At 71.5% G+C, this 21,184-nt stretch carries 22 protein-coding genes; 9 read left to right on the top strand and 13 right to left on the bottom strand.

Going from position 1 to position 21,184, the window contains the following annotated elements; translation table 11 throughout:
• Window positions 1-49: 49 nt before the first annotated feature.
• Window positions 50-793 carry an SGNH/GDSL hydrolase family protein gene (locus FB047_RS01355; RefSeq protein ID WP_136585446.1) on the top strand — a complete coding sequence of 248 codons (744 nt, stop codon included), beginning with the start codon at window positions 50-52 and terminating at the stop codon, window positions 791-793.
• A gap of 14 nt (window positions 794-807) precedes the next feature.
• Here the strand turns inward: FB047_RS01355 and ffh are convergent, their stop codons facing one another.
• Window positions 808-2,352 carry a signal recognition particle protein gene (ffh, locus tag FB047_RS01350; RefSeq protein ID WP_136585445.1) on the bottom strand — a complete coding sequence of 515 codons (1,545 nt, stop codon included), beginning with the start codon at window positions 2,350-2,352 and terminating at the stop codon, window positions 808-810.
• A 113-nt stretch (window positions 2,353-2,465) separates the two neighbouring features.
• Entirely contained in the window at window positions 2,466-3,014 is a 549-nt protein-coding gene (locus FB047_RS01345) for a TetR/AcrR family transcriptional regulator (RefSeq protein WP_136585444.1), read from the bottom strand.
• Window positions 3,015-3,074: 60 nt separating this feature from the next.
• Between FB047_RS01345 and lipB the strand changes: the two genes are divergently transcribed.
• The 4 genes from lipB to FB047_RS01325 all read left to right on the top strand — a co-directional run bounded on the left by lipB (window position 3,075) and on the right by FB047_RS01325 (window position 6,372).
• On the top strand, window positions 3,075-3,719 hold the full coding sequence (gene lipB / locus FB047_RS01340) for a lipoyl(octanoyl) transferase LipB (protein ID WP_276606264.1): 645 nt from the start codon (window positions 3,075-3,077) through the stop codon (window positions 3,717-3,719).
• The gene (lipA, locus tag FB047_RS01335; protein ID WP_205822564.1) at window positions 3,716-4,741 is read left to right on the top strand and encodes a lipoyl synthase; all 1,026 of its coding nucleotides are present in this window, start codon (window positions 3,716-3,718) and stop codon (window positions 4,739-4,741) included. Before lipB ends, lipA begins: the two co-directional genes overlap by 4 nt.
• 129 nt (window positions 4,742-4,870) lie before the next feature.
• Window positions 4,871-6,049: an inorganic phosphate transporter gene (locus tag FB047_RS01330; RefSeq protein ID WP_136585442.1), complete on the top strand. Its 1,179-nt coding sequence runs from the start codon at window positions 4,871-4,873 to the stop codon at window positions 6,047-6,049.
• On the top strand, window positions 6,046-6,372 hold the full coding sequence (locus tag FB047_RS01325) for a hypothetical protein (protein ID WP_136585441.1): 327 nt from the start codon (window positions 6,046-6,048) through the stop codon (window positions 6,370-6,372). Before FB047_RS01330 ends, FB047_RS01325 begins: the two co-directional genes overlap by 4 nt.
• 6 nt (window positions 6,373-6,378) lie before the next feature.
• Here the strand turns inward: FB047_RS01325 and FB047_RS01320 are convergent, their stop codons facing one another.
• The 4 genes from FB047_RS01320 to smc form a co-directional block, all read right to left on the bottom strand.
• Entirely contained in the window at window positions 6,379-6,807 is a 429-nt protein-coding gene (locus tag FB047_RS01320; protein ID WP_136585440.1) for an MSMEG_6728 family protein, read from the bottom strand.
• A 3-nt stretch (window positions 6,808-6,810) separates the two neighbouring features.
• Window positions 6,811-7,311 carry a DUF2004 domain-containing protein gene (locus tag FB047_RS01315; RefSeq protein ID WP_136585843.1) on the bottom strand — a complete coding sequence of 167 codons (501 nt, stop codon included), beginning with the start codon at window positions 7,309-7,311 and terminating at the stop codon, window positions 6,811-6,813.
• A 71-nt stretch (window positions 7,312-7,382) separates the two neighbouring features.
• Window positions 7,383-8,255, bottom strand: a complete 873-nt coding sequence (gene ftsY / locus FB047_RS01310) for a signal recognition particle-docking protein FtsY (RefSeq protein ID WP_136585439.1) — start codon at window positions 8,253-8,255, stop codon at window positions 7,383-7,385.
• Window positions 8,256-8,259: 4 nt separating this feature from the next.
• On the bottom strand, window positions 8,260-11,778 hold the full coding sequence (gene smc, locus FB047_RS01305) for a chromosome segregation protein SMC (protein ID WP_136585438.1): 3,519 nt from the start codon (window positions 11,776-11,778) through the stop codon (window positions 8,260-8,262).
• 429 nt (window positions 11,779-12,207) lie between these two features.
• Here smc and FB047_RS01300 point away from each other — a divergent pair, with 429 nt between their 5' ends.
• Both FB047_RS01300 and FB047_RS01295 read left to right on the top strand, forming a co-directional pair.
• Complete coding sequence (locus FB047_RS01300) at window positions 12,208-12,504, top strand: hypothetical protein (protein ID WP_136585437.1); 297 nt, start codon at window positions 12,208-12,210, stop codon at window positions 12,502-12,504.
• A gap of 65 nt (window positions 12,505-12,569) precedes the next feature.
• The gene (locus tag FB047_RS01295) at window positions 12,570-13,652 is read left to right on the top strand and encodes a GNAT family N-acetyltransferase (protein ID WP_136585436.1); all 1,083 of its coding nucleotides are present in this window, start codon (window positions 12,570-12,572) and stop codon (window positions 13,650-13,652) included.
• Between the two features lie 78 nt (window positions 13,653-13,730).
• On the opposite strand, the gene mutM is transcribed toward FB047_RS01295, so the two are convergent.
• From mutM to FB047_RS01265, 6 genes are all read right to left on the bottom strand, one after another.
• On the bottom strand, window positions 13,731-14,621 hold the full coding sequence (gene mutM / locus FB047_RS01290; protein WP_136585435.1) for a bifunctional DNA-formamidopyrimidine glycosylase/DNA-(apurinic or apyrimidinic site) lyase: 891 nt from the start codon (window positions 14,619-14,621) through the stop codon (window positions 13,731-13,733).
• A complete protein-coding gene (gene rnc / locus FB047_RS01285; RefSeq protein WP_136585434.1) occupies window positions 14,614-15,306 on the bottom strand; it encodes a ribonuclease III in 693 nt (230 codons plus the stop codon). The genes mutM and rnc overlap by 8 nt, the downstream gene beginning before the upstream one ends.
• 10 nt (window positions 15,307-15,316) lie before the next feature.
• Entirely contained in the window at window positions 15,317-15,526 is a 210-nt protein-coding gene (gene rpmF / locus FB047_RS01280) for a 50S ribosomal protein L32 (protein WP_013586329.1), read from the bottom strand.
• Window positions 15,527-15,528: 2 nt separating this feature from the next.
• Window positions 15,529-16,023: a YceD family protein gene (locus FB047_RS01275; RefSeq protein ID WP_136585842.1), complete on the bottom strand. Its 495-nt coding sequence runs from the start codon at window positions 16,021-16,023 to the stop codon at window positions 15,529-15,531.
• 157 nt (window positions 16,024-16,180) lie between these two features.
• On the bottom strand, window positions 16,181-16,678 hold the full coding sequence (gene coaD / locus FB047_RS01270) for a pantetheine-phosphate adenylyltransferase (RefSeq protein WP_136585433.1): 498 nt from the start codon (window positions 16,676-16,678) through the stop codon (window positions 16,181-16,183).
• A gap of 42 nt (window positions 16,679-16,720) precedes the next feature.
• Complete coding sequence (locus FB047_RS01265; RefSeq protein ID WP_136585432.1) at window positions 16,721-18,898, bottom strand: ATP-dependent DNA helicase RecG; 2,178 nt, start codon at window positions 18,896-18,898, stop codon at window positions 16,721-16,723.
• 82 nt (window positions 18,899-18,980) lie between these two features.
• On the opposite strand from FB047_RS01265, the gene rsmD reads away from it, so the two are divergent.
• On the top strand, window positions 18,981-19,544 hold the full coding sequence (rsmD, locus tag FB047_RS01260) for a 16S rRNA (guanine(966)-N(2))-methyltransferase RsmD (protein ID WP_136585431.1): 564 nt from the start codon (window positions 18,981-18,983) through the stop codon (window positions 19,542-19,544).
• Window positions 19,545-19,614: 70 nt separating this feature from the next.
• Here rsmD and thiL read toward each other — a convergent pair whose 3' ends face one another.
• Window positions 19,615-20,619: a thiamine-phosphate kinase gene (gene thiL, locus FB047_RS01255; RefSeq protein ID WP_136585430.1), complete on the bottom strand. Its 1,005-nt coding sequence runs from the start codon at window positions 20,617-20,619 to the stop codon at window positions 19,615-19,617.
• 25 nt (window positions 20,620-20,644) lie between these two features.
• On the opposite strand from thiL, the gene FB047_RS01250 reads away from it, so the two are divergent.
• Window positions 20,645-21,154, top strand: a complete 510-nt coding sequence (locus tag FB047_RS01250; RefSeq protein WP_205822553.1) for a DUF3515 family protein — start codon at window positions 20,645-20,647, stop codon at window positions 21,152-21,154.
• Window positions 21,155-21,184 lie beyond the last annotated feature (30 nt).

The following is a 21,184-nucleotide window of genomic DNA, read 5'->3' as shown; positions in this document are numbered from 1 at the left end:
AGGGAGACCTCCGCGCTCGCTCATAGGCGCGTCCTCCTAGGATCACGTCATGACCTCCGGACGCCGCGCATGGGCGATCTCGCTGCTGGCCCTGTGCACGGGAGCGGTGACGCTTCTCGCGGGCTGCGCGGCCGAACCGGTCGACGCCGCACCCGCGCCGTCGTTCGGCGCCGCCGAGCTGCCGACACCGCACCCGACCGCGACGATCACGGGTGCCGCGGCGTCGGCGCCCGCGCCCGTGCGCACCGTCGCCCTCGGCGATTCGCTCATGTCGGGCTTCGGCCTCGACCCCGCCGAGGCGTGGCCGGTGCTCCTGGCCGGTCGCGGCACGGTTTCGATGACCAACCTCGCGTGCCCCGGCATGGGTTTCGTCGTGCAGGGCGATTGCGGCACGACCTACGCCGGTTTCGTACCGGCGGTCGCCGCCCTTCAGCCGCAGCTGCTGATCGTCGAGTCCTCGAGCAACGACTTCTGGGAGGATGCCGACGAGATCCGCGCCGACACCTCCGACACCGTGACCGAGCTGCACGACGCGGCACCAGATGCGCGCATCGTGGGCCTCAGCACCATCTGGAACGACGAGGACGAGGTGCCGGACGACACCGCCGTCACCTCCGACGCCCTACGTGACGCCGTGGAGTCGGTGGGCGGAACGTTCCTCGACGTCGGACAGCCGCTGCGCGGCCACCCCGAATGGATGCAGGAGGACGACGTTCATCCCACCGCCCGTGGTCAGCGCGCGATCGAGCAGACCGTCATGTCGGCCCTGCAGGACGCCGACGTCCTGCCCTAGGACGCCGTCGGCGGTCAGCCGCGGCCGAGCATCTTCTGCAGCTCGGCGAGGTCGGCCTCGCTCGGCGCCTTCGCTCCGCCCAGGCCGAAGCCCGACCCGGTGGCGGGGGCGGATGCCGCGATGCCGGCGTTCTCGGCGGCGCGCTTGGCCGGGTTGCCGGAGCGCGACCCCTTCGCCTTCTGCTGCTTGCCGCGCTTGCTCGACGCGCCGGGCTTGCCGCCGACGGGACCCATGCCGGGGATGTTGGGCACCCCCCCGCGCGCGACGGTCTTCATCATCTTGGCGGCCTGGTCGAAGCGCTGCACGAGCTGGTTGACGTCGGTGACGGTCATGCCCGAACCGCGCGCGATGCGCAGGCGGCGCGAGCCGTTGAGGATTTTGGGGTTGCGACGCTCGGCCAGCGTCATCGAGCGGATGATGGCCTCGGTGCGGTCGATCTCGCGCTCGTCGAAGTCCTCGAGCTGCTGCTTCATGTTCCCCATGCCCGGGAGCATCCCGAGCATCTTCTTCATGGAGCCCATCTTCTTCATCTGCTGCATCTGCTCGAGGAAGTCCTCGAGCGTGAAGGTCTCCGTCGCGAGCTTCTCGGCGACCTTCATCGCCTCGGCTTCGTCGAAGGCCTGCTGCGCCTGCTCGATGAGGGTGAGGATGTCACCGAGGTCGAGGATGCGGGATGCCATGCGGTCGGGGTGGAACGGCTCGACGTCGTCGAGTCCCTCACCGGTCGACGCGAAGATGATGGGGCGACCGGTGACCGAGGCGACCGACAGCGCGGCGCCGCCGCGGGCGTCGCCGTCGAGCTTCGACAGCACGACACCGGTGAAGTCGACGCCGTCCTGGAACGCCTTCGCCGTGTTGACGGCATCCTGGCCGATCATGGCGTCGATGACGAAGAGCACCTCGTCGGGTTGGGTCGCCTTTCGGATGTCGGCGGCCTGCTTCATCAGCTCGGCGTCGACGCCGAGGCGACCGGCGGTGTCGATGATGACGATGTCGTGCTGCTGGCGCGTGGCGTACGCGACACCGTCGCGCGCGACCGTCACCGGGTCGCCGACGCCGTTGCCCGGCTCGGGCGCGTAGATCGCGGCCCCGGCGCGCTCGGCGACGACCTGGAGCTGGTTGACGGCGTTGGGGCGCTGCAGGTCGCACGCGACGAGGAGCGGGGTGTGGCCGTCCTTCTCGAGCATCTTCGCGAGCTTGCCGGCGAAGGTGGTCTTTCCCGAGCCCTGGAGGCCGGCGAGCATGATGACCGTCGGCGGGTTCTTGGCGAACTGCAGGCGGCGCTGCTGCCCGCCGAGGATGCCGATGAGCTCGTCGTTGACGATCTGCACGACCTGCTGCGCCGGGTTCAGCGCGCGGTTGACCTCGTCGCCGAGCGCGCGTTCGCGGACGGCGGCGGTGAACTCCTTGACGACGGGCAGGGCCACGTCGGCGTCGAGGAGGGCACGACGGATCTCGCGCACCGTCCCGTCGACGTCGGCGGGCGTGAGCTGGCCCTTCTTCCGGAGGTTGCGGAAGGTCTCTGTGAGCCGGTCGGAGAGGGTGCCGAAAGTCGCCATGATGAGTCGAGTTTACGCGGGCCGGGGCGCATTCGCCGCCCTCGCCGGGGACGGGCCTGGTGGCGCGACCTCAGGGTCTCCCGAATCGCGGATGCCGCGGCGCCGGCCCCCGTTCACGTCAGGGCGATCGCGGTTTCGAGCAGCTCGACGAGCGGGCGCCCCGATGCCGTGCGGTCCGCCCACGCCCAGACGGCGGCCAGGACGGCAGCCGAAAGCGCACCCCCGCGCACCTGAGCGGCGAGCTCCGGCATCCCGTCGTGCGCGAGCCGCGAGGCGATCTCGCGCTGCAGCCGGAACTGCCGCACGGCGCGGTCACGGTCGAGTTCGGCGGCGATGCCCATCGCGTCCGCGTGGGTGATCGCGAGGGCCAACGCGTCGGGGGCGAGGCCACGGCCGATCGCCGTCAGCGCCTCGGCAACCGGGAGCCCCTCGCGCAGCAGCGCGATCCCGGCATCCGCCTGCTGGTCGAAACCCGCCCAGAGCACGTCGCTCTTGGCGGAGAAGTAGTTGAAGAAGCTCGACCGGCTCACTCCGGCGCGTCGGGTGATGTCCGACACGCTGGTGGCGTCGTAGCCCTGCTCGAGGAACAGCTCGGTGGCGGCTTCCGACAGCACCTCGCGCGAGGAGGCGCGCGGGCGGCCGCTGCGAGGCTCGGAGGTCACGCCCTCAGCCTAGATCGCACGGCGCCATGTATTCTTGGACGCAATCCAACAAGGCGGGAGCTGTCGATGATCGACATCCAGCACGCGGGCCTCGCCCCGCACTACGTGCCCTACCTCGACGGCTGGGCCCACCAGCGCCGCGTGCACGCCGACGTCGTGGCGCGCGAGCGCGGCGACACCCTGCTTCTGCTGGAGCACGAGGCCGTCTACACGGCCGGCAAACGCACCGAGGCGCACGAGCGGCCCGATGACGGCACACCCGTGATCGACGTCGATCGCGGCGGCAAGATCACCTGGCACGGTCCGGGACAGCTGGTCGGTTATCCGATCGTGCGCCTTCCCGAGCCCATCGACGTGGTGGCCCACGTCCGGCGCCTGGAGGGACTGCTCATCGACGCCCTGTCGGCGCACGGCGTCGACGGCTTCCGCGTCGAGGGCCGCAGCGGAGTCTGGGTCCGACGCCCCCTCGGTGTCGACAAGGTCGCGGCGATCGGAGTCCGCGTCGAAAAAGGAGTGACCATGCACGGCTTCGCCGTCAACTGCGACAACACCCTCGCGGGATTCCGCCACATCGTGCCGTGCGGCATCTCGGATGCCGGGGTGACCACCGTCAGCGAGATCGTCGGCGCCGACGTCACCCCCCGCGACATCGTCGGGTCGATCGAGCGCGTGTTCCGCGCCGAGTACGCGGCGGTCGCCGCGTGAGCGCATGCGGCACGGGCCCCGCGGCATCCACCGCCCCCAACGGGCGCAAGCTGCTGCGCCTCGAGGTGCGCAATGCCGAGACCCCCATCGAACGCAAGCCCGAGTGGATCAAGACGAAGGCGCGCATGGGGCCGGAGTACACCGCCCTGCAGAACCTGGTGAAGACCGAGGAGCTGCACACGGTCTGCCAGGAGGCCGGCTGCCCGAACATCTTCGAGTGCTGGGAGGACCGAGAGGCGACCTTCCTCATCGGCGGGTCGCAGTGCACGCGCCGATGCGACTTCTGCCAGATCGACACCGGCAAGCCCGCCGACTACGACCGCGACGAGCCCCGGCGCGTCGCGGAGAGCGTCACCCGGATGCAGCTGCGCTACGCCACGGTCACGGGTGTCGCGCGCGACGACCTGCCCGACGAGGGAGCGTGGCTTCACGCCGAGACCGTGCGGCGCATCCACGCCGAGAACCCCGGCACCGGCGTGGAGATCCTCGCCACCGACTTCTCCGGCAACCCCGCGCACCTCGACGAGGTCTTCTCGTCGCGCCCCGAGGTCTTCGCCCACAACGTCGAGACGGTACCGCGCATCTTCAAGCGCATCCGCCCGGCGTTCCGCTACGAGCGCTCGCTCGGCGTGCTGAGCGCGGCCCGCGACGCCGGCCTCATCACGAAGTCGAACCTCATCCTCGGGATGGGAGAGGAGCCCGAGGAGGTCGTGCAGGCGCTGCGCGATCTGCACGACGCGGGCACCGACATCATCACGATCACGCAGTACCTGCGGCCCACCCCGCGGCACCTCCCCGTGCAGCGCTGGGTCAAGCCCGCCGAGTTCGTCGAGTTCAAAGAAGAGGCGGAGCGCATCGGCTTCCTCGGGGTGCTCGCGGGTCCGCTGGTGCGCTCGTCGTACCGCGCGGGTCGCCTGTGGGCGCAGTCGATGATGTCGAAGGGCCGCGAGATCCCGCCGCACCTGGCGCACCTCGCGAAGGACATCGCCGCCGCCGCCGCCGGTTTCGCGCAGGCGGTCTGACCGGGCGAGGCGCAGAGTAGACCCGTCCGCCCCCGCGGTGGAAGGGCACCGTCGCGTCACCTCCGAGGTCTACCGTGTCGCCGGGCCAACCGACCCGCGACCCGGCACCACCTCGCGAACGGAGCTGCGGTGGAACTCACCGTCCTCGTCCCTGTCCTCCTCGTCGTCGCACTCTCGATCTTCTTCGACTTCACGAACGGCTTCCACGACACCGCGAACGCCATGGCGACGTCGGTCGCGACCGGAGCGCTGAAGCCGAAGGTCGCGGTGCTCATCTCCGCGATCCTCAACCTCGTCGGCGCGTTCCTGTCGACGGCTGTCGCCAAGACCGTGTCCGAGGGGATCCTCGCTCAGGACGACCGGGGACTGCCCTCGATCACCGTGCCGATGATCTTCGCCGGTCTCATGGGCGCCGTCGTCTGGAACCTCCTCACGTGGTGGCTCGGACTGCCCTCGAGCTCGACGCACGCGCTCTTCGGCGGACTGATCGGAGCCGCCGTCATCGGGGTGGGCGTGCAGGCGGTCGAATGGGGCGGCGTGCTGTCGAAGATCGTCCTGCCCGCGCTGCTGTCCCCGTTCATCGCCGGACTCATCGCCCTGGCCGCGACCTTCGTCGTCTACCGGGTGACGAAGATGGCCACCGTGGCCGGCTCCTCCACCGCGTTCCGGCACGGGCAGACCGTGTCGGCGTCGCTGGTGTCCCTCGCGCACGGCACCAACGACGCGCAGAAGACGATGGGCGTCATCACCTTGACCCTGATCGTCGCCGGTTTCCAAGAGGCCGGCACGGGCCCGCAGCTGTGGGTCATCCTCTCGGCCGGACTCGCGATCGCCCTGGGCACCTACCTCGGCGGATGGCGGATCATGCGGACGGTGGGCAAGCGCATCACCGACGTGAAACCGCCGCAGGGCTTCGCCGCCGAGACGAGCGCCGCCTCGACGATCCTCATCTCGTCGACGTTGGGCTTCCCCCTCTCGACCACCCAGGTCACCTCGGGCGCCGTCATCGGCTCGGGTCTCGGCAAGCGTCTCGCCTCGGTGCACTGGAACGTCGTGACGCGGATCGCGTTCGGGTGGGTGGTCACCCTCCCCGCCGCGGCCATCGCGGGCGGGCTCGCGGCCTGGGCCGCGAGCGGCGGGCTCGTCGGGCTGGTGATCGTCCTCGTCCTCGGACTCGCCGTGTGCGTCGGCCTGTTCGTCCTCGCGCGGCGCAAGCCCGTCTCCGCCGACACCGTCAACGACGATTCCCTGGATGCCGACCACGTCGGTCGCCCCGGCGCCCGTCAGCCCGAAGGAGAACGCGCATGATGCCCCTCGTCCGCACCGCCGCCGCCGGCTCCTGGCTCGACACCGAGGGGGGCTCGATCGCGCTCGTCTTCGTCGTCGGACTGTCGGCGACCCTGATCATCGTGGGTCTGTACGCTCTCGGCATCCGTCTCCTCGCCGTCGGTGCGCCCGATGTGCGGGTTCCGCCCGGCGAGGACCCCGAGGGCCCCCGGGCCGTGGTGGAGCACCGCGAGCACCCTCGTCCCCTCGCCGCGACGCTCGCCGGAGGAGTGTGCTTAGCGGGGGTCGCCGCGGCGGTCGTGTACGGGATCTACTTGGTGATCCCGGTGTTCCACGGGGCCTGAGAGGCCTCAGACCGGCCAGACGTAGGGCAGGTCGTCCGGGACCGCGCCGAACCGCGCGGCGTAGAACTCCGGATCCTTGCGCACGAGGTTGGAGCGGTGCGCGAGGTGGAACGCCTCGTCGCCGATCCACGGCGGAAGATCGAGGTCTTCCTGCGCGAGGCCGTCGACCTCGGGAGCGAACGCCAGGATCTTCTCGCGCAGCGTGTCAGCATGGCCCTGCGCGATCCACTCGTCGGTGATCACGAGACCGTACGAGACGAGCGCGGGCAGGTGACCGTCCCACATCTTCGCCGCGGGGTGGTGCCGCCACCCGTGGTCGGGGACGGTCAGGGCCCTGAGCAGTTGGAACGTCTCCACCCGCTGCTTGCCCAGGCGCTTGGCATCCAATGCCTGCGCCGACGCGACGAACGACGGGTACGGCAGGAAGGTCTGCACGACTCAGTCGGCGCTGGTGACCGACTGCACCCGCCCGTCCGAGGCGAGGTTGACCAGCAGCACGTCGTCGGTCGCATCGGGGTCGAGCGCGTACTCGAGCACCGCGAACGGGTCGGCGCCCCCGTGCTCGTCGGCGAGGATGGTCATGCTCATCAGCTGCAGCGCCTTGATGACGTCGATGTGGGTGTCGCCCGAGGCGTCGACGAGCAGGTCGTCGAGCTCTTCGCCCAGGGTCGCCTGCTGCTGCAGGATGTACTCGGTCACCTCGCTCGTGCGCGAGTCGAGCTCGTTGACCATCGCGTTGCGCGCGGCCAGGTCGATCGCCTCGAGCGAGGAGATGAGGGATGCCGCCACGTCGAGCGCCTCGACCGAGACGTCGTCCTGGTCGGGTGCGGTCAGGTCGACGGTGACGCTCTGGTCGCCGAACTCGACGTTCTCGCTCCAGAAGATCGACCCGTCGGGGCCCGACTCGAGGAGTCCGAAGAAATCGTGCTCGATCGCCATGAGTCCCATGTAAGCATCACCCGCGGCCTTCGGGAAGCAGACCCGCCACGGGCCCGCGGTGCGCTATGCGCTCAGTCGACCAGCGACGCGGCGAAGACGTGCGGGGTGAATCCGGTGAGATCGCCGATGCCCTCGCCCTGCCCCAGCAGCTTCACCGGGATGCCGGTGCGCTCCTGCACCGCCAGCACGAAGCCGCCCTTGGCCGAGCCGTCGAGCTTGGTCAGCACGAGGCCGGTGACCCCCGCACTGTCGAGGAAGGCCTGCGCCTGCATCAACCCGTTCTGGCCGGTCGTGGCGTCGAGGACGAGCAGCACCTCGCTGATCGGCGCCTGCTTCTCGACCACGCGCTTGATCTTGCCGAGCTCGTCCATCAGGCCGCCCTTGGTGTGCAGGCGGCCGGCGGTGTCGATCAGCACGATCTCCGTCGCGGTCTCCTTGGCGTGCGCGACGGTCTGGAACGCGACGGATGCCGGGTCCTGGCCCTCGTGCTGCGGACGGACGATCGTGGCTCCCCCGCGTTCGGCCCAGGTCGCCAGCTGGTCGACCGCGGCGGCGCGGAAGGTGTCGGCGGCGCCCACGACGACGGACCGGCCGTAGCGCTGCAGGAACTTCGCGAACTTGCCGATCGTCGTGGTCTTTCCGACGCCGTTCACGCCCACGACGAGGACGACGGCGGGACGCTCGGTGAGGCGCAGGGTCGTGTCGAACTTCGCGAAGTGCTCCTCGAGCGTCTCGCGCAGCATGCGCTGGAGGTCGCGCGGGTCGGTGGTGCGGTAGCGCTCGACCTTCTCGCGCAGCTCGTCGATCAGACGCTCGGTGACGTCGGGGCCGAAGTCGGCCGTGAGCAGCGCGGTCTCGAGGTCGTCCCAGGTCGTCTCGTCGATGGTGGGTTTGACGAACAACCCGCGCAGCGCGCGGCCCAGCGACCAGGAGTTCTCAGCCATTGCTTCAGCTTACGGGGGCGGCCTCGCCCCGGGCGGCGGCGCGGTCGCCGACCCGCTGCCCGACGACGGCCGACACGCCGTCCTGCCGCATCGAGACGCCGTAGAGGGCGTCGGCGATCTCCATCGTGCGCTTCTGGTGCGTGATCACGATGAGCTGGCTGCTCGCGCGGAGTTTCTCGAAGACGCCGAGCAGGCGGCCGAGGTTCGCGTCGTCGAGCGCCGCCTCGACCTCGTCGAGGATGTAGAACGGGCTCGGTCGCGCCGTGAAGATCGATGTGAGGAACGCCACCGCGGCCAGCGACCGCTCTCCGCCCGAGAGCAGCGAGAGGCGCTCGATCTTCTTGCCGACGGGTCGCACGGCGACCTCGATCCCCGTCGTCAGCGGAGAGTCCGGTTCGGTGAGCGAGATGCTGCCCGACCCGCCCGGGAAGAGGATCGGGAAGATCTCGGTGAAGGCCGCGCGGGTGTCCTCGAAGGCGGCGACGAAGATCGTCTGCATCCTCTCGTCGAGGTCGGCGATGATCGTCTGCAGGTCGGCGCGGGTCTGCTGGAGGTCGGAGAGCTGTTCCGTCAAGAAGGCGTGGCGCTGCTCGAGGGCGGCGAACTCCTCGAGGGCGAGCGGGTTCACCCGGCCGAGCCGGCCGAGTTTGCGCTCCGCCTCCTGCAGGCGGCGCTTCTGCCCGGGGCGGTCGAAGGCGACCGGATCCGCGCCATCTTCTCGCGGAACGAGCTGGTCGGGGCCGTATTCCGAAACGAGAATGTCTTCGTCGAGCGCGAGCTCGGAGCGTACGCGGTCCAGCAGGCTCGTGACGTGCAGCTTCTTCTCGTGCATCTGCAGCTCGAGCCCGTGGACGCTCTCCGTGAGCCGCGCGAGCCGCTCGCGCACGGCGGCTTCCTCGCTCCGGGCGCGTGTGAGCTCCTCGGTCACGGCGGCGCGCGCGGTCTCGGCGGCCGCGAGCTCGACGCGCGCCTGACTGACGGAACGGTCCACGGAGTCGAGCAGGGCCGGCAGCGCTCCGGCGACCTCCGCGGCGATCTCGCGTTGCGCGCGGCGGATGACGGCGCGACGCGCCGCCTCCTCGGCGGCCGCGCGTTCGCGCTCGCGCTGCTGCTCGAGCTGCACGATGCGCGCCTCACCGGCGCGGACCCGCTCCTTGAGCGTTTCGATGTCCAGGCGCGCGCGCATCTCGGTCTCGCGCGCGGCCTCGACCTCCGCGGCGAGCGGCTCCCGCGCCGAGGCGTCGAGCAGGGGTCGGGGCGCCTCCAGCGCGCGGGTCAGTGCCTCGTCGGCCCGCCGCGCGGCGGCCTCCGCCTCGGTCACGGCCGTCTCCGCCTGGGCGACACCGGCCGCGAGGCGCTCGCACTCCGCAACCGCAGCCTCGTGGCGGACGGTCACCCGGTTGACCTTCTCGGCGTGGCTCGCCAGGGCGGCGTCGTGAGCGCGGAGGGTCGACAGGGTCTCTTTGGTGCGTTGACGCGCATCCGACAGCGTGCGCTGCGCGTCGCCGAGGGCTTCCCGCAGCGAGTCGGCGACCACGATGATCTCGGCCAGCCGCTCGGCGGCGGCGTCGCGTTCGGCGGCGAGTTCGAGTCGCGACCGCCCCGAGTCGGATCCGGCGCGCAGCGTGTGGGCGGTGAGCATCTCGCCGGCGCGCGTGACCACGGTGACGTCCGCGGCGAGGCGGTCGCGCAGCGCGGCGGCGGCGTCGAGATCGTCGACGATGACGGTCCGACTCAGGATGCCGACCACCCCGGGCGACGCGGTGACCACCTCGACCGCGGGGGTCGCGTCCAGCTCCGGCGGGTGCGTGTCCGACGAGACGCCCGCGATCGCGATCTCGACGCGTCCGAGGTCGGAGGTCGCGGCCGTGCGCGCGGCGGCGATCGCGTCGTCGGGGGCGTCGACGAGCAGCCCCTCCGCGAGGGAGCCGAGGGCCGCAGCAATCGCGGTCTCGTATCCCGCGGTCACCTTGACGTCGTCGGCGACGAGGCCGCGCACGCCCGGGGCACCCGCGGCGACGAGGTCGGCGGCGGCGTTGCGCACATCGAGGGCACGGCCGAGGGCCGTGGTCTGGGCCGACAGCGCGTCGCGCTCGCGTTCGGCGGCGTGCAAGCGCTCGCGAAGTCCTGCCACCGAGGTCTCCACCTCGTTCGCGTCACGCTGCGCCCGCTCGTACGCCGCCGCGTGCTCGGCCGTCGACGCCTCGGGGACCACGTCGGGGTCGAGCTCGGCCCGAGCCCGCTCCGCCTCCGCGCGCCGGACGAGCGCGGCGTCCAGTGCGCGCTGCTGCCGGTCGAGACCGCCCTGCACGGCCGCGAGGGCCGAGTTCGCCGCCGCGGCCGTGCCGCGCAGCGACTGGATCTTGAGGTCATGCTCCGACACGAGGGCGCTCTGGGCGGCGATGTCGACGTCGAGGGCGTCGAGGTCGGCCCGGGCGCGCGCGACGGCACGACCCGCGTCGGCGGCGGCATCCTGCGCGTCGCCGAGACCGGCCGCGATGTCCTCGATCTCGGCGCGCACGTCGTCGATGGTGCGCTGCGAGACGGTCGGAGCGAAGCCGGAACCCACTCCGTCGTCGTCGTCGGCGAGAAGGGTGAGGCGTTGCCCGGCGAGCGTGTAGAGCCCGCGGAGGCGTTCCTGCACCTGCTCGAGGGCGAAGGCGACGCTGCGCGCGCGGTCGACCGCCTCGGAGCGCTGGTCGTTCTCGAGGCGCTCGACCCGCTGACGCAGACCGTCGGACTGCTCCTGCAGCCCCAGTCGCTCGGTGTGACGCTCGCTCTCCGCGCGCGCCGCGTCGGCCAGCTGCGTCCGCAGCCGCACGAGGTCGTCGGCGTAGAGACGCGCCTTCGCGTCGCGCACCACGGCCGCGATCGTCGCCGCCTCGCGCGCGATCTCGGCCTGTTTGCCGAGGGGCTTGAGTTGGCGGCGCAACTCTCCCGCCAGATCGCTCAGGCGCGTGAGGTTCGTCTCCATCGCCTCGAGCTTGCGCGCGGTCTTCTCTTTGCGCCGACGGTGCTTGAGGATGCCGGCGGCCTCCTCGATGAAGCCGCGTCGGTCTTCTGCGGTCGCCTGCAGGACGGTGTCGAGACGCCCCTGGCCGATGATGACGTGCATCTCGCGGCCCAGGCCGGAGTCGCTGAGCAGCTCCTGCACGTCGAGCAGGCGGCAGGTCTGGCCGTTGATCGCGTACTCGCTCGCGCCGGTGCGGAACAGCGTGCGGCTGATCGTGACCTCGCTGTAGTCGATCGGCAGAGCGCCGTCGGCGTTGTCGATCGTCAGCTGCACCTCGGCGCGGCCGAGGGGGCCGCGCGTCGAGGTGCCGGCGAAGATGACGTCCTCCATCTTTCCGCCGCGGAGGGTTTTCGCGCCCTGCTCCCCCATCACCCAGGCGAGCGCGTCGACGACGTTGGATTTGCCCGAGCCGTTGGGGCCCACGATGCAGGTGACGCCGGGTTCGAGCGCGAAGGTCGTCGCCTGCGCGAACGACTTGAAGCCCTTGAGCGTGACGCTCTTGAGATGCACGTCACCCTCCCTCGATCGGCCCGGCGCTCCACGCTATCCGAACAGCCCCGGAATTCCGCGGAACCGGGCCGATCCGACCGCGCAGACGCGCCCGACAGACCGTCATTTCTGGAAGACAGCTTGACATTCGCTGAATACGTTCGCTAGCGTCGGGGGTCGCAACCGACGTCGAAAGGAGGTTCCTTCCATGATTCGCAACACGACCGGCTTCACCGCCCACGGCTTCGCCGCCGTCCCCGTGCTCTCCGCACCCGTCTCCGAAGTGACCTCCGCCGTCGGCATGCCCTCCCGTCTCGGGTAATCCCGTCGCGTCGAGACGCCCTCCGTCTCCGCTTCCCGCGAGCCCTCTGCTCGCCCGGACCGTTCACGGTCCCGCCACGCGCCCGTCCGGCGCGTCGCTTCCTCGTCTTCTTCTCACGGAGCCTCCGCATGAACGCGTTGTTCGCGCGCGCGCCGCAGCACACTTCGGCCGCGCCCACCACCACCACCACCACACCGACACCGACCTCGGTCACCTTCGACACGACCGCCTACCGCCCGCTGGGTTTGTTCGACCGGCTGTCCCTGCGTCTCGGCCTCTGGCTGCTGACCCGGCACGCCGATCGCGCTCGCGCCCTCGACCACCAGGCGGTCAGCGCGTATCGCGCGCAGAAGATCCAGGCCGAGCGCGACAAGCGCGAGCGGGCCTGGCAGAGCGCCGCGGCCTTCAGCCGCCCGCCGTTCTGAGAGGTGGGGTCGAACGTCCGCGACGTCGGCCCCACCGCCATCCCCTCCGACACGAAAGCATTCTCATGACCTCCCTCCCCGCCGGCCTCGAGCTGCGCCCCCTCCACATCCCCTCTTCGCTCGACGCGCCCGATGCCGCGGACTTCCGCGAGATGGTGCGTCTGCGCAACCTCATCTACGCCGAGATCTCGGGCCACGAAGACTCCTCGATGCCGGCCGACGAACTGCTCCCGCTGTACCAACCGAAACCCGAAATGAAGCGGTTCTCGTGGATCGTCGTGTTCCACGGCGACGTCGTGGGGCGCGTCGGCCTCGACCTCCCCCAGGAGGACGGGGCGCGCACCGGCTTCTGGCTCATCGAATTGCGACGCTCCGCGTGGGGCCACGGCATCGGCCGCGCCGCGTTCGCCGAGATCGAGCGCATCGCCCGCGCCGAGGGACGCACGGTCCTGCAGGCCTGGGCGGAGCATCCCGCCGCCGACGGACCGCGACTCGCGGCCCCCACGGGGTTCGGCTCGATCCCCGAGGATCACGCCGCGCGCTTCCTCACGGCATCCGGGTGCACCCTCGAACAGATCGTGCGGGTGAGCCGGCTCGAGCTCGACGGATCGCGTCCGCACCTCGAGTCGTTGCTGGCCGAGGCGGAGACCGCTGCAGCCGGCTACCGCGTGGTGCAGTGGACGCTGCCGACCCCCGACGAATTCGTCGACTCGTTCGCGTGGATGAAGTCGCGCATGGTCACCGACGCGCCGTCGGCCGATCTGGAGTTCGACGAGGAGGTGTGGGATGCCGCGCGCGTGCGCCGCTACGAAGCGGGATACACCGACGCGGGACGCCACATGCTCGTCACCGCGGCCCAGCACGTCGACAGCGGCGAGCTCGCGGCCTTCAACGAACTGGTCATCGGCAAGGACCGCACCGCCGCGACGAGCCAGGAGGACACCCTCGTCGTCGCCGCTCACCGCGGTCATCGGCTCGGCATGCTCGTCAAGTGCGCGGGTCTGCTCGCGTGGCACGACGTCGCCCCGGAGTCTCCGCGCGTGATGACGTACAACGCCGAAGAGAACCGCCCGATGCTCTCGATCAACGAACGCATCGGCTTCGCGCCGATCTCGTACGAGGGCGTCTGGAAGAAGGTGCTCGACTGATCGCGTGAATCGCCGGCATCCGTCGCCGCAGGCCTGCCCGGGGCGACGGATGCCGGCGGCTTCCGCGTGCGGAGCGCGTCAGCGCCGACGCTGGCAGTGCGGGCAGAAGTGGCTCGAGCGGTTCATGAATGACACGCGCACGATCGGTCGGCCGCACCGCGGGCACGGTTGACCAGTGCGCCCGTAGGCGTTGAGCGAGTGGGCGAAGTAGCCCGCCTGCCCGTTGACGTTGACGTACTGCGCGTCGAAACTCGTCCCGCCCTCGGCCAGCGCCTTCTCGAGCACCGCCTGCACTTCGGCGAGCAGGCGGTTCACGGCCCGGGTCGGCAGCGCCGAACCCGGCGTCTCAGGGTGGATGCGGGCCGCCCACAGCGACTCGTCGGCGTAGATGTTGCCGATGCCGCTGGCGACGGTCTGATCCAGCAGCACGCGCTTGATGCCCGACGACGTCCGCGCCACCCGCGCCCGGAACCGTCCCGCGTCGAAGGCGGGATCCAGCGGATCGCGCGCGATGTGGGCCACCTGGGTGGGGACCCGTGCGAGCGCGGAACCCCTCCCGCCGGCGGCACCGTCGGGCGTGTCGACCAGGTCGTCGACCGCGAGGGAGCCGAAGGTGCGCTGATCGGCGAAGACCACCGAGAGGTCGCCGTGCTCGGGGTGCTCGATCTCGAGGCGGATGCGCTCGTGCCGCTCCTCGGGAGAGCCCGGCGCCCGCAGCAGCATCTGCCCGCTCATTCCGAGGTGCGTGACGACCGCCTCGTCGTCCGACACCGGCATCCACAGGAACTTGCCGCGCCGGACGGCCGCCGCGATGCGCCGACCGGTGAGGTGCGCCTCGAAGTGCGCCGCTCCCCCGGTGTGCCGGGTGAGGGCGCGCTCGTCGCGCACGTCGACCGAGACGATCGTCGCGCCGTGCACGGCGGGCTCGAGGCCCGCGCGCACGACCTCGACCTCGGGGAGCTCAGGCACGCGCGTCGAGCTCGCGCCACGCGGTGAGGGCGGCGGCCATCTCGGCCTGCTTCTTGCTCGTGCCCTCGCCCGTCGTCGCGACATCGCCCACGGTCACCGTCGCCGTGAAGCGTCGATCGTGATCGGGGCCGGTGGCGTCCACGGCGTACACGGGGGCGGGCAGACCGAGTCGCGCCGCGATCTCCTGCAGGCTCGTCTTCGGGTCCATCGCCGCGCCGTAGCGCTCGGGGTCGGCGAGGAGCGGCTCGACCAGACGCAGCACCATCGCGGTCGCGGCGTCGGGGCCCGCCGACAGGAACGTCGCTCCGATGAGCGCCTCCATCGTGTCGGCGAGGATCGAATCCTTGTCGCTACCGCCGGTGAGCACTTCGCCGCGTCCGAGCCGCACGTGCGGCCCGAGGCCGATGGTGCGGGCCACCTCGGCCAGCGCGACGGTGGAGACGACGCTGGCACGCCGCTTGGCGAGGCTTCCCTCGTCGAGGTCGGGATGCCGCGTGAACAGACGCACCGTCACCGCCTGGCCGAGCACGGAGTCACCGAGGAACTCGAGGCGCTCGTTGTGCGCGATGCCGCCGTTCTCGTAGGCGAAGGAACGATGCGTCAGGGCAAGAGAAAGAAGCTCGGGGTCGATGTCGACCCCGAGCTTCTCGGTGAGCGCTGAGCGCTCGACGTTGTTACGCGTCACGGATCACCGATCAGACGTCGGCGACCTTGCGGCCCTTGTACTCGAGGAAGAGCTCGGTGCCCTGCGAGTCGGTGACGACCTTCGCCTGGTGGGGGCGGCTGTAGACGACCTTGCCGTTCTCGATGGTCTTGACCAGGGCGGGGGCTTCAGCCTTCCACTGGGCGCGACGCGAACGGGTGTTGGAGCGGGAGACCTTCCGCTTCGGGGGGTTACCTGCCATGTCTAGCTCTTCTCTGTCTTGGGGGCGGCGCGGAGCGCATCGCCGTGGTCTGAGGTGTACTGCTGGAGCGCAGCCCATCGGGAATCGACGGGCGACTGCTCCGGTTCGCCGGGGCTTTCCGTCAGCCTCTCGCCCGTGTTCGGGTCGAGCCCGGGGCAATCCGGCTGACACACCGGCTGGAACGGAAGCGACAGGACAATGGCATCCCGGACCAGATTTTCAAGATCCACGTGGTCGTCTTGAACGTCGAAGTCACTCGCTTCTCCCTCAGGATACGCGAAAAGTTCCTGGAACTCGACTTCGACAGGCTCGGTGATGTCGATGAGGCAGCGCCCGCACACCCCGGCGGCGGTGGTGTCGACGGTGCCCGAGACGAGGATGCCCTCGTGCACGGACTCCAAGCGCACCTCGAGTTCGAGCACCTCGCCCTCCGGCACGGAGACGAGACCCTCCCCCCATTTCTCGGGGGCGGGGATGTCGAGCGAGTGCTCGCGCATCTCACCCGGCTTGCGCTCGATGTCGCGCACGGGGAGCTGGAAGGGACCGGGACGGTGGGTTCTCACGGTCGACAATGCTACCCGCGCGCCCCTGGACGGAGGCCGGGCGGCCGGAACGCGTCGCGCGAGCGCCGGCGTCGGCGCGCGAGGGGAAGGCTCAGAGTCCGCGCGCGCCGGTGTCGAGGAACCGCGCCACAGCGGGCGGCACGTACGGCGACACGTCTCCGCCGAGACCGGCGACCTGACGCACCAGCGAACTGGACACCAGGGCGTGGGAGGGATCGGGCAGCAGGAACACCGTCTCGACGTGGGCGAGGTCGCGGTTGACGATCGCCATCGGGGTCTCGTACGCCACGTCGACCTGCGAGCGGATGCCCTTCACGAGCACCTTCGCGCCGACATCGGTCGCGTAGTCGACGAGCAGGCCCATGCTCCACGCCGCGACGATCACATCGCCCTCGACGCCGGCCTCCTGGATCGACTGCTCGAGCAGGCTCTGACGCTGGGCGATGGGCAGCATCGCCTCTTTGCCGGGGTTGTGCACCACCAGCACGTGGAGCTGGTCGAACAGACCGGCCGCGCGCCGGATGACGTCGAGGTGTCCGAGGGTGGGCGGGTCGAACGAGCCGGGGACGACGGCGATCCGGGGGTCCATGCCGCCAGCCTATCGAGCGGCCGTCGCGCCGAGGCGGAAGGCTCAGGACTTCGCCAGCGCGGCCCGCTCCTCGACGCCGACCCGGCGTTCGAGGGCGGCGGCGAGGCCCGGATGCCGCTGGAGGGTCGGATCGTCGGCGAGCACGCGCTCGCCCTCGGCCCGCGCCTCGGTGATGAGGGCGGCGTCGGTGACGACCCGCAGCAGACGCAGCGACGACCGCGCCCCCGACTGCGCTCCCCCTAGGACGTCGCCCTCGCCGCGCAGCTCGAGGTCGACCTCGGCCAGGGCGAACCCGTCGAGGGTCGCCGCGACGGCCTCGACGCGCGAGCGCGCCGAGGTGCCCGGAGACGCCTCGGTGACGAGCAGGCACAACCCCGGCAATCCCCCGCGGCCGACGCGGCCGCGCAGCTGGTGCAACTGCGAGACGCCGAACCGGTCGGCCTCGAGGATGACCATCGTCGACGCGTTCGGCACGTCGACGCCGACCTCGATGACCGTGGTGGCGACGAGCACGTCGATGTCGCCCCGCGCGAAGGCCTGCATGACGGCATCCTTCTCGTCGGAGGCCATCTTGCCGTGCAGGATCTGCACGCGGATGTCGGCGAACGAGGGCAGCCTCGACAGGAGCGCCTCGACCTGCACGACGCCCCAACGCGTGCGGTTGCCCTCGCCGCTCGCGGCGGCGGGCGCGTCGGCGGGTTCGTCGCTCTTGCCGTCGGCGGACACCTGCTCGGCGTCGATCGCGGGGCAGACGACGAACGCCTGCCGACCGAGGGCGACCTCTTCGGCCACGCGGTCCCACACCCGTGCGAACCAGCCGGGCTTCTCGGCCAGCGGGGCGACGAATGACTGGATGCCGGCTCGCCCCGCGGGCATGGTGCGGATCGTCGAGACGTCGAGGTCGCCGAACACCGTCATCGCCACCGTGCGCGGGATCGGGGTCGCCGTGAGGACGAGCGTGTGCGGGGAGTCGCCCTTCGACCGCAGCGCCTCGCGCTGGTCGACGCCGAACCGGTGCTGCTCGTCGACGACGACGAAACCGAGGTCGGCGAAAGTGGTGGTGGCGCTGAGCAGCGCGTGGGTGCCGACGACGATGCGCGCCTGTCCGGACGCCACCCGCAGAGCCGCCTTGCGGCGTTCGGCCGCCGGCATCTGCCCGGTCAGCAGGGTGGGCATGAGCTCGGGCGCGAGCTGCGGACCCAGCATCCGCGCGATCGAGCGGAGGTGCTGACCGGCGAGCACCTCGGTGGGGGCGATGAGGGCGGACTGCCCGCCCGACTCGGCGACCTGCAGCATCGCGCGCAGGGCGACGAGGGTCTTGCCCGATCCCACCTCGCCCTGGACGAGCCGGTTCATCGGCCAACCGCCGACGAGATCGGCGGCGAGCTGCGCACCCACGCTCTGCTGGTCGGGGGTGAGTTCGAACGGCAGGATCGCGTCGAACCGTTCGAGCAGCCCCCCGGGCGCGGCGGGCCTCTTCGCCGCCGACAGCGCCCGCACGAACTGGCGCTGCTGGAGGAGGGCGGTCTGCAGCACGAAGGCCTCCTGCATGCGCAGGGTCTCCACCGCGGGCGGGATGTCGTCGTCGTTCTCGGGACGGTGGATGCGCTCGAGCGCCGCGCGGGCTCCCAGCAACCCCCGACGGGCGCGGAGGTCTTCGGGCAGCGGATCGTCGATCTCGCCCAGGCCGTCGAGCACGAGGGCGATCGTCTTCTGCACGAGGGTGCTGGGCACGGTGCTCGTCGCGGGATAGATCGGGATCGGCCGCTTGGCCGTGACCTCGGCCTCGGCGCGCGCCTCGGCGATGTCGTCGAAGAGCTCGTAGTCGGGGTTGGTCAGCTGCGTCTGGCGGCGGTACTCGCCCACCTTGCCCGAGAAGATGCCGCGCCGACCGGGGGTCAGGTCTTTCAGCCGCCAGGGCTGGTTGAAGAACGTGAGCGACATGCGTCCGTCGCCGTCGCTGATGACGACCTCGAGCAGGGATCCGCGGCGGTTCTGCATGCGGCGTTCGCTCGCGCTGACCACCTCGGCGACGATCGTCACGGGCTCGCCCAGCGGCAGGGTCGCGATCGGCGTGAGCTCGCCGCGGCGCGCGTAGCGCCGGGGGTAGTGCTCGAGGAGCTCGCCCACCGTCGTGACGCCGAAGGCCTTGTCGAACGCCGTCGCCGTCTTGCCGCCGACGGCCCCGTCGAGACGGGAGGCGAGCGAGAAACCGGGCATGGTCCGAGTCTAGGGACGACCTCCGACATGCCCGCGCCGGGCGCAACCGATTCCCGGCAGTCGGGAACCCTAGGCTGGAGCGGTGACGCGCATCATCTCGGGCCGCGCCGGCGGCACCGTCCTCGACGTCCCCCCGAAGGGCACGCGCCCCACGAGCGACCGCGTCCGCGAGTCGCTCTTCGGCGCCCTCGACGCCGCGGGCCTCGTCGACGACGCCCGCGTCGCCGACCTGTACGCCGGTTCCGGCGCGCTGGGCCTCGAGAGCCTCAGCCGCGGCGCCGCCTCGGCCGACCTGGTCGAACTCGCGGCTCCCGCCGCCGCCCTCATCCGCAAGAACGCCGAGAGACTGCGCACGGCGGGCGTCTCCGCCCCCGCGCGCGTGCACCGCGCGAACGTCACGACCTACCTCGCGGCATCCGCGCAGACGTGGGACCTGGTCTTCATCGATCCGCCCTACGACGTCGGCGAGGCCGAGCTCACGGCGGTGCTCGTCGCCCTCGCGCCGCGGCTCGGCCCCGACGCCACGGTCATCGTGGAACGAGCGAAGCGCTCCCCCGCACCCGCGTGGGACGCGGTGGGTCTCGAGGCCGACCGCGACCGCGCCTACGGCGACACGACGATGTGGTGGGGACGCCCCGCGTCGTGACCGCACCCGGGGCGACGCCCCGGCCGTTCGGCCCGCCGGCTCCCGTCGGCCGTCGGAGAGGGTCCCGGTCTCAGCCGCGGCGCGCGTCCCAATCCCGGTAGGGATCCCACCCGCCCGGGCCCTCCCACGCGCGGCCGTCAACCCGCACCGCGTCGGTCGTCCGCGAGACGACCGATCCGATGCGGCGGCCGAGGGGAGCGGCATCCGGGGCGAAGGTGACGAGGAAACCGTGGTCCTCGCCGCCGTCGAGCGCGCGGACCGGCTCCTCGCCGAGGGTGGCGCTGTCGATCTCGATCGTGACGTCGGACGCGTCGGCCAGGCGCGTGGCATCCAGCACCAGTCCGTCGGAGAGGTCCATCATCGCGGTGGCGCCGGATGCCGCGGCCTCCAGGGCCGCGGCGATCGGCGGGCGCGGGGCGAGCTGACGCGAGACGGCCCGCGCGTCGACGGGGTCGAGCGCCGCGCGGGCCTCCGGGGTCAGCGCGAGAGGGGCCCCGTCGTCGTCGGTGAAGCGCCGGAAGAGGATCTCGAGTCCCCGCGCGGCCTCGCCGAGTTCGCCGATGACGTAGACCCCGTCACCCGCGCGAGCCCCCGAACGGCGCACCGGGTCACGGCCGTCGAGGCTGCCGAGGGCCGTGACCGCGAGGGTGAGGGTGTCCGAGACCGTGAGGTCGCCGCCCTCGACCGCGCAGCCGGGGGCGAGCTCCGCGCACGCGGCCGCGAGACCGTCCGCGAGCGCCCGCACGAACGACACCGGCGTCTTGTCGGGCATCGCGAGGGCGACGAGCAGGGCGACCGGCCGCGCCCCCATGGCCGCGACGTCGGCGAGGTTGACCGCGGCGGCCTTGAAGCCGAGGTCGAAGGGCGCCGACCACGCCAGCCGGAAGTCCGGACCGTGCACGAGCGTGTCGGTGGTGGCGACCACGCGCCCGTCGGGCATCGCGAGGACAGCGGCATCGTCGCCCGGACCGACCGGCGCCTGCGAGGGCGGAAGGCGGTCCAGGATGCCGCGGAGGATCTGCCCCTCGGACAGGTCTCCCACGGTGGTCTCACGGCTGGTGTCGGCGTCGGTCACCCTCCCACGCTATTAGCCTGGAGGGGTGCCCCGCTCCCGTCGTCCCCTCGCCCTGCTGACCGCTCTCGCCCTGCTCCCGGGCCTCGCGGCGTGCAGCACGACGGTCGCGATGGAGCCCGCGAAGGATGCCAACGACCCCGCGTGCGCGAACATCGTCGCTCGCCTGCCGCAGACGATCTCGGGACAGGAGCGTCGGTGGACCGACGCGCAGGCGACCGGAGCGTGGGGCGACCCCGCCGCGATCCTCATGACCTGCGGCCTCGAGACCCCCGGCCCCTCGACCCTGCCCTGCCGCTCGTTCGACGGCGTGGACTGGCTGGTCGACGAGTCGCAGGCCGCCGAGAACCGCTACACGCTCACGACCTTCGGCCGCACGCCGGCGCTGCAGGTCTACCTCGATTACGAAGAGGCCAGCAGCGGCGACGTCGCGCAAGCGCTCGGCCCCCTGATCCGGTCGTATCTGCAGCCGACCGGATCGGTGTGCACCACCGCCTCCGACGCGACGGCCTCCCCCACCCCGACGCCGACGCCCTAGACGGGCCAGGGGCCCACCGCACGGAGTCGG

The organism is Microbacterium hydrothermale, assembly GCF_004854025.1.
Taxonomy (GTDB): Bacteria; Actinomycetota; Actinomycetes; order Actinomycetales; family Microbacteriaceae; genus Microbacterium; species Microbacterium hydrothermale.
The sequence above is the reverse complement of the archived record's forward strand: the minus strand, read 5'-3'. Positions and strand labels throughout refer to the sequence as shown.

Coding starts and splice junctions, on each gene's coding strand:
- FB047_RS01355 (WP_136585446.1), top strand. CDS start 50: ATGACCTCCGGACGCCGCGCATGGGCGATCTCGCTGCTGGCCCTGTGC.
- ffh (WP_136585445.1), bottom strand. CDS start 2,352: ATGGCGACTTTCGGCACCCTCTCCGACCGGCTCACAGAGACCTTCCGC.
- FB047_RS01325 (WP_136585441.1), top strand. CDS start 6,046: ATGATGCCCCTCGTCCGCACCGCCGCCGCCGGCTCCTGGCTCGACACC.
- FB047_RS01315 (WP_136585843.1), bottom strand. CDS start 7,311: ATGGCGATCGAGCACGATTTCTTCGGACTCCTCGAGTCGGGCCCCGAC.
- ftsY (WP_136585439.1), bottom strand. CDS start 8,255: ATGGCTGAGAACTCCTGGTCGCTGGGCCGCGCGCTGCGCGGGTTGTTC.
- FB047_RS01300 (WP_136585437.1), top strand. CDS start 12,208: ATGAACGCGTTGTTCGCGCGCGCGCCGCAGCACACTTCGGCCGCGCCC.
- FB047_RS01295 (WP_136585436.1), top strand. CDS start 12,570: ATGACCTCCCTCCCCGCCGGCCTCGAGCTGCGCCCCCTCCACATCCCC.
- rpmF (WP_013586329.1), bottom strand. CDS start 15,526: ATGGCAGGTAACCCCCCGAAGCGGAAGGTCTCCCGCTCCAACACCCGT.
- FB047_RS01275 (WP_136585842.1), bottom strand. CDS start 16,023: ATGCGCGAGCACTCGCTCGACATCCCCGCCCCCGAGAAATGGGGGGAG.
- coaD (WP_136585433.1), bottom strand. CDS start 16,678: ATGGACCCCCGGATCGCCGTCGTCCCCGGCTCGTTCGACCCGCCCACC.
- FB047_RS01265 (WP_136585432.1), bottom strand. CDS start 18,898: ATGCCCGGTTTCTCGCTCGCCTCCCGTCTCGACGGGGCCGTCGGCGGC.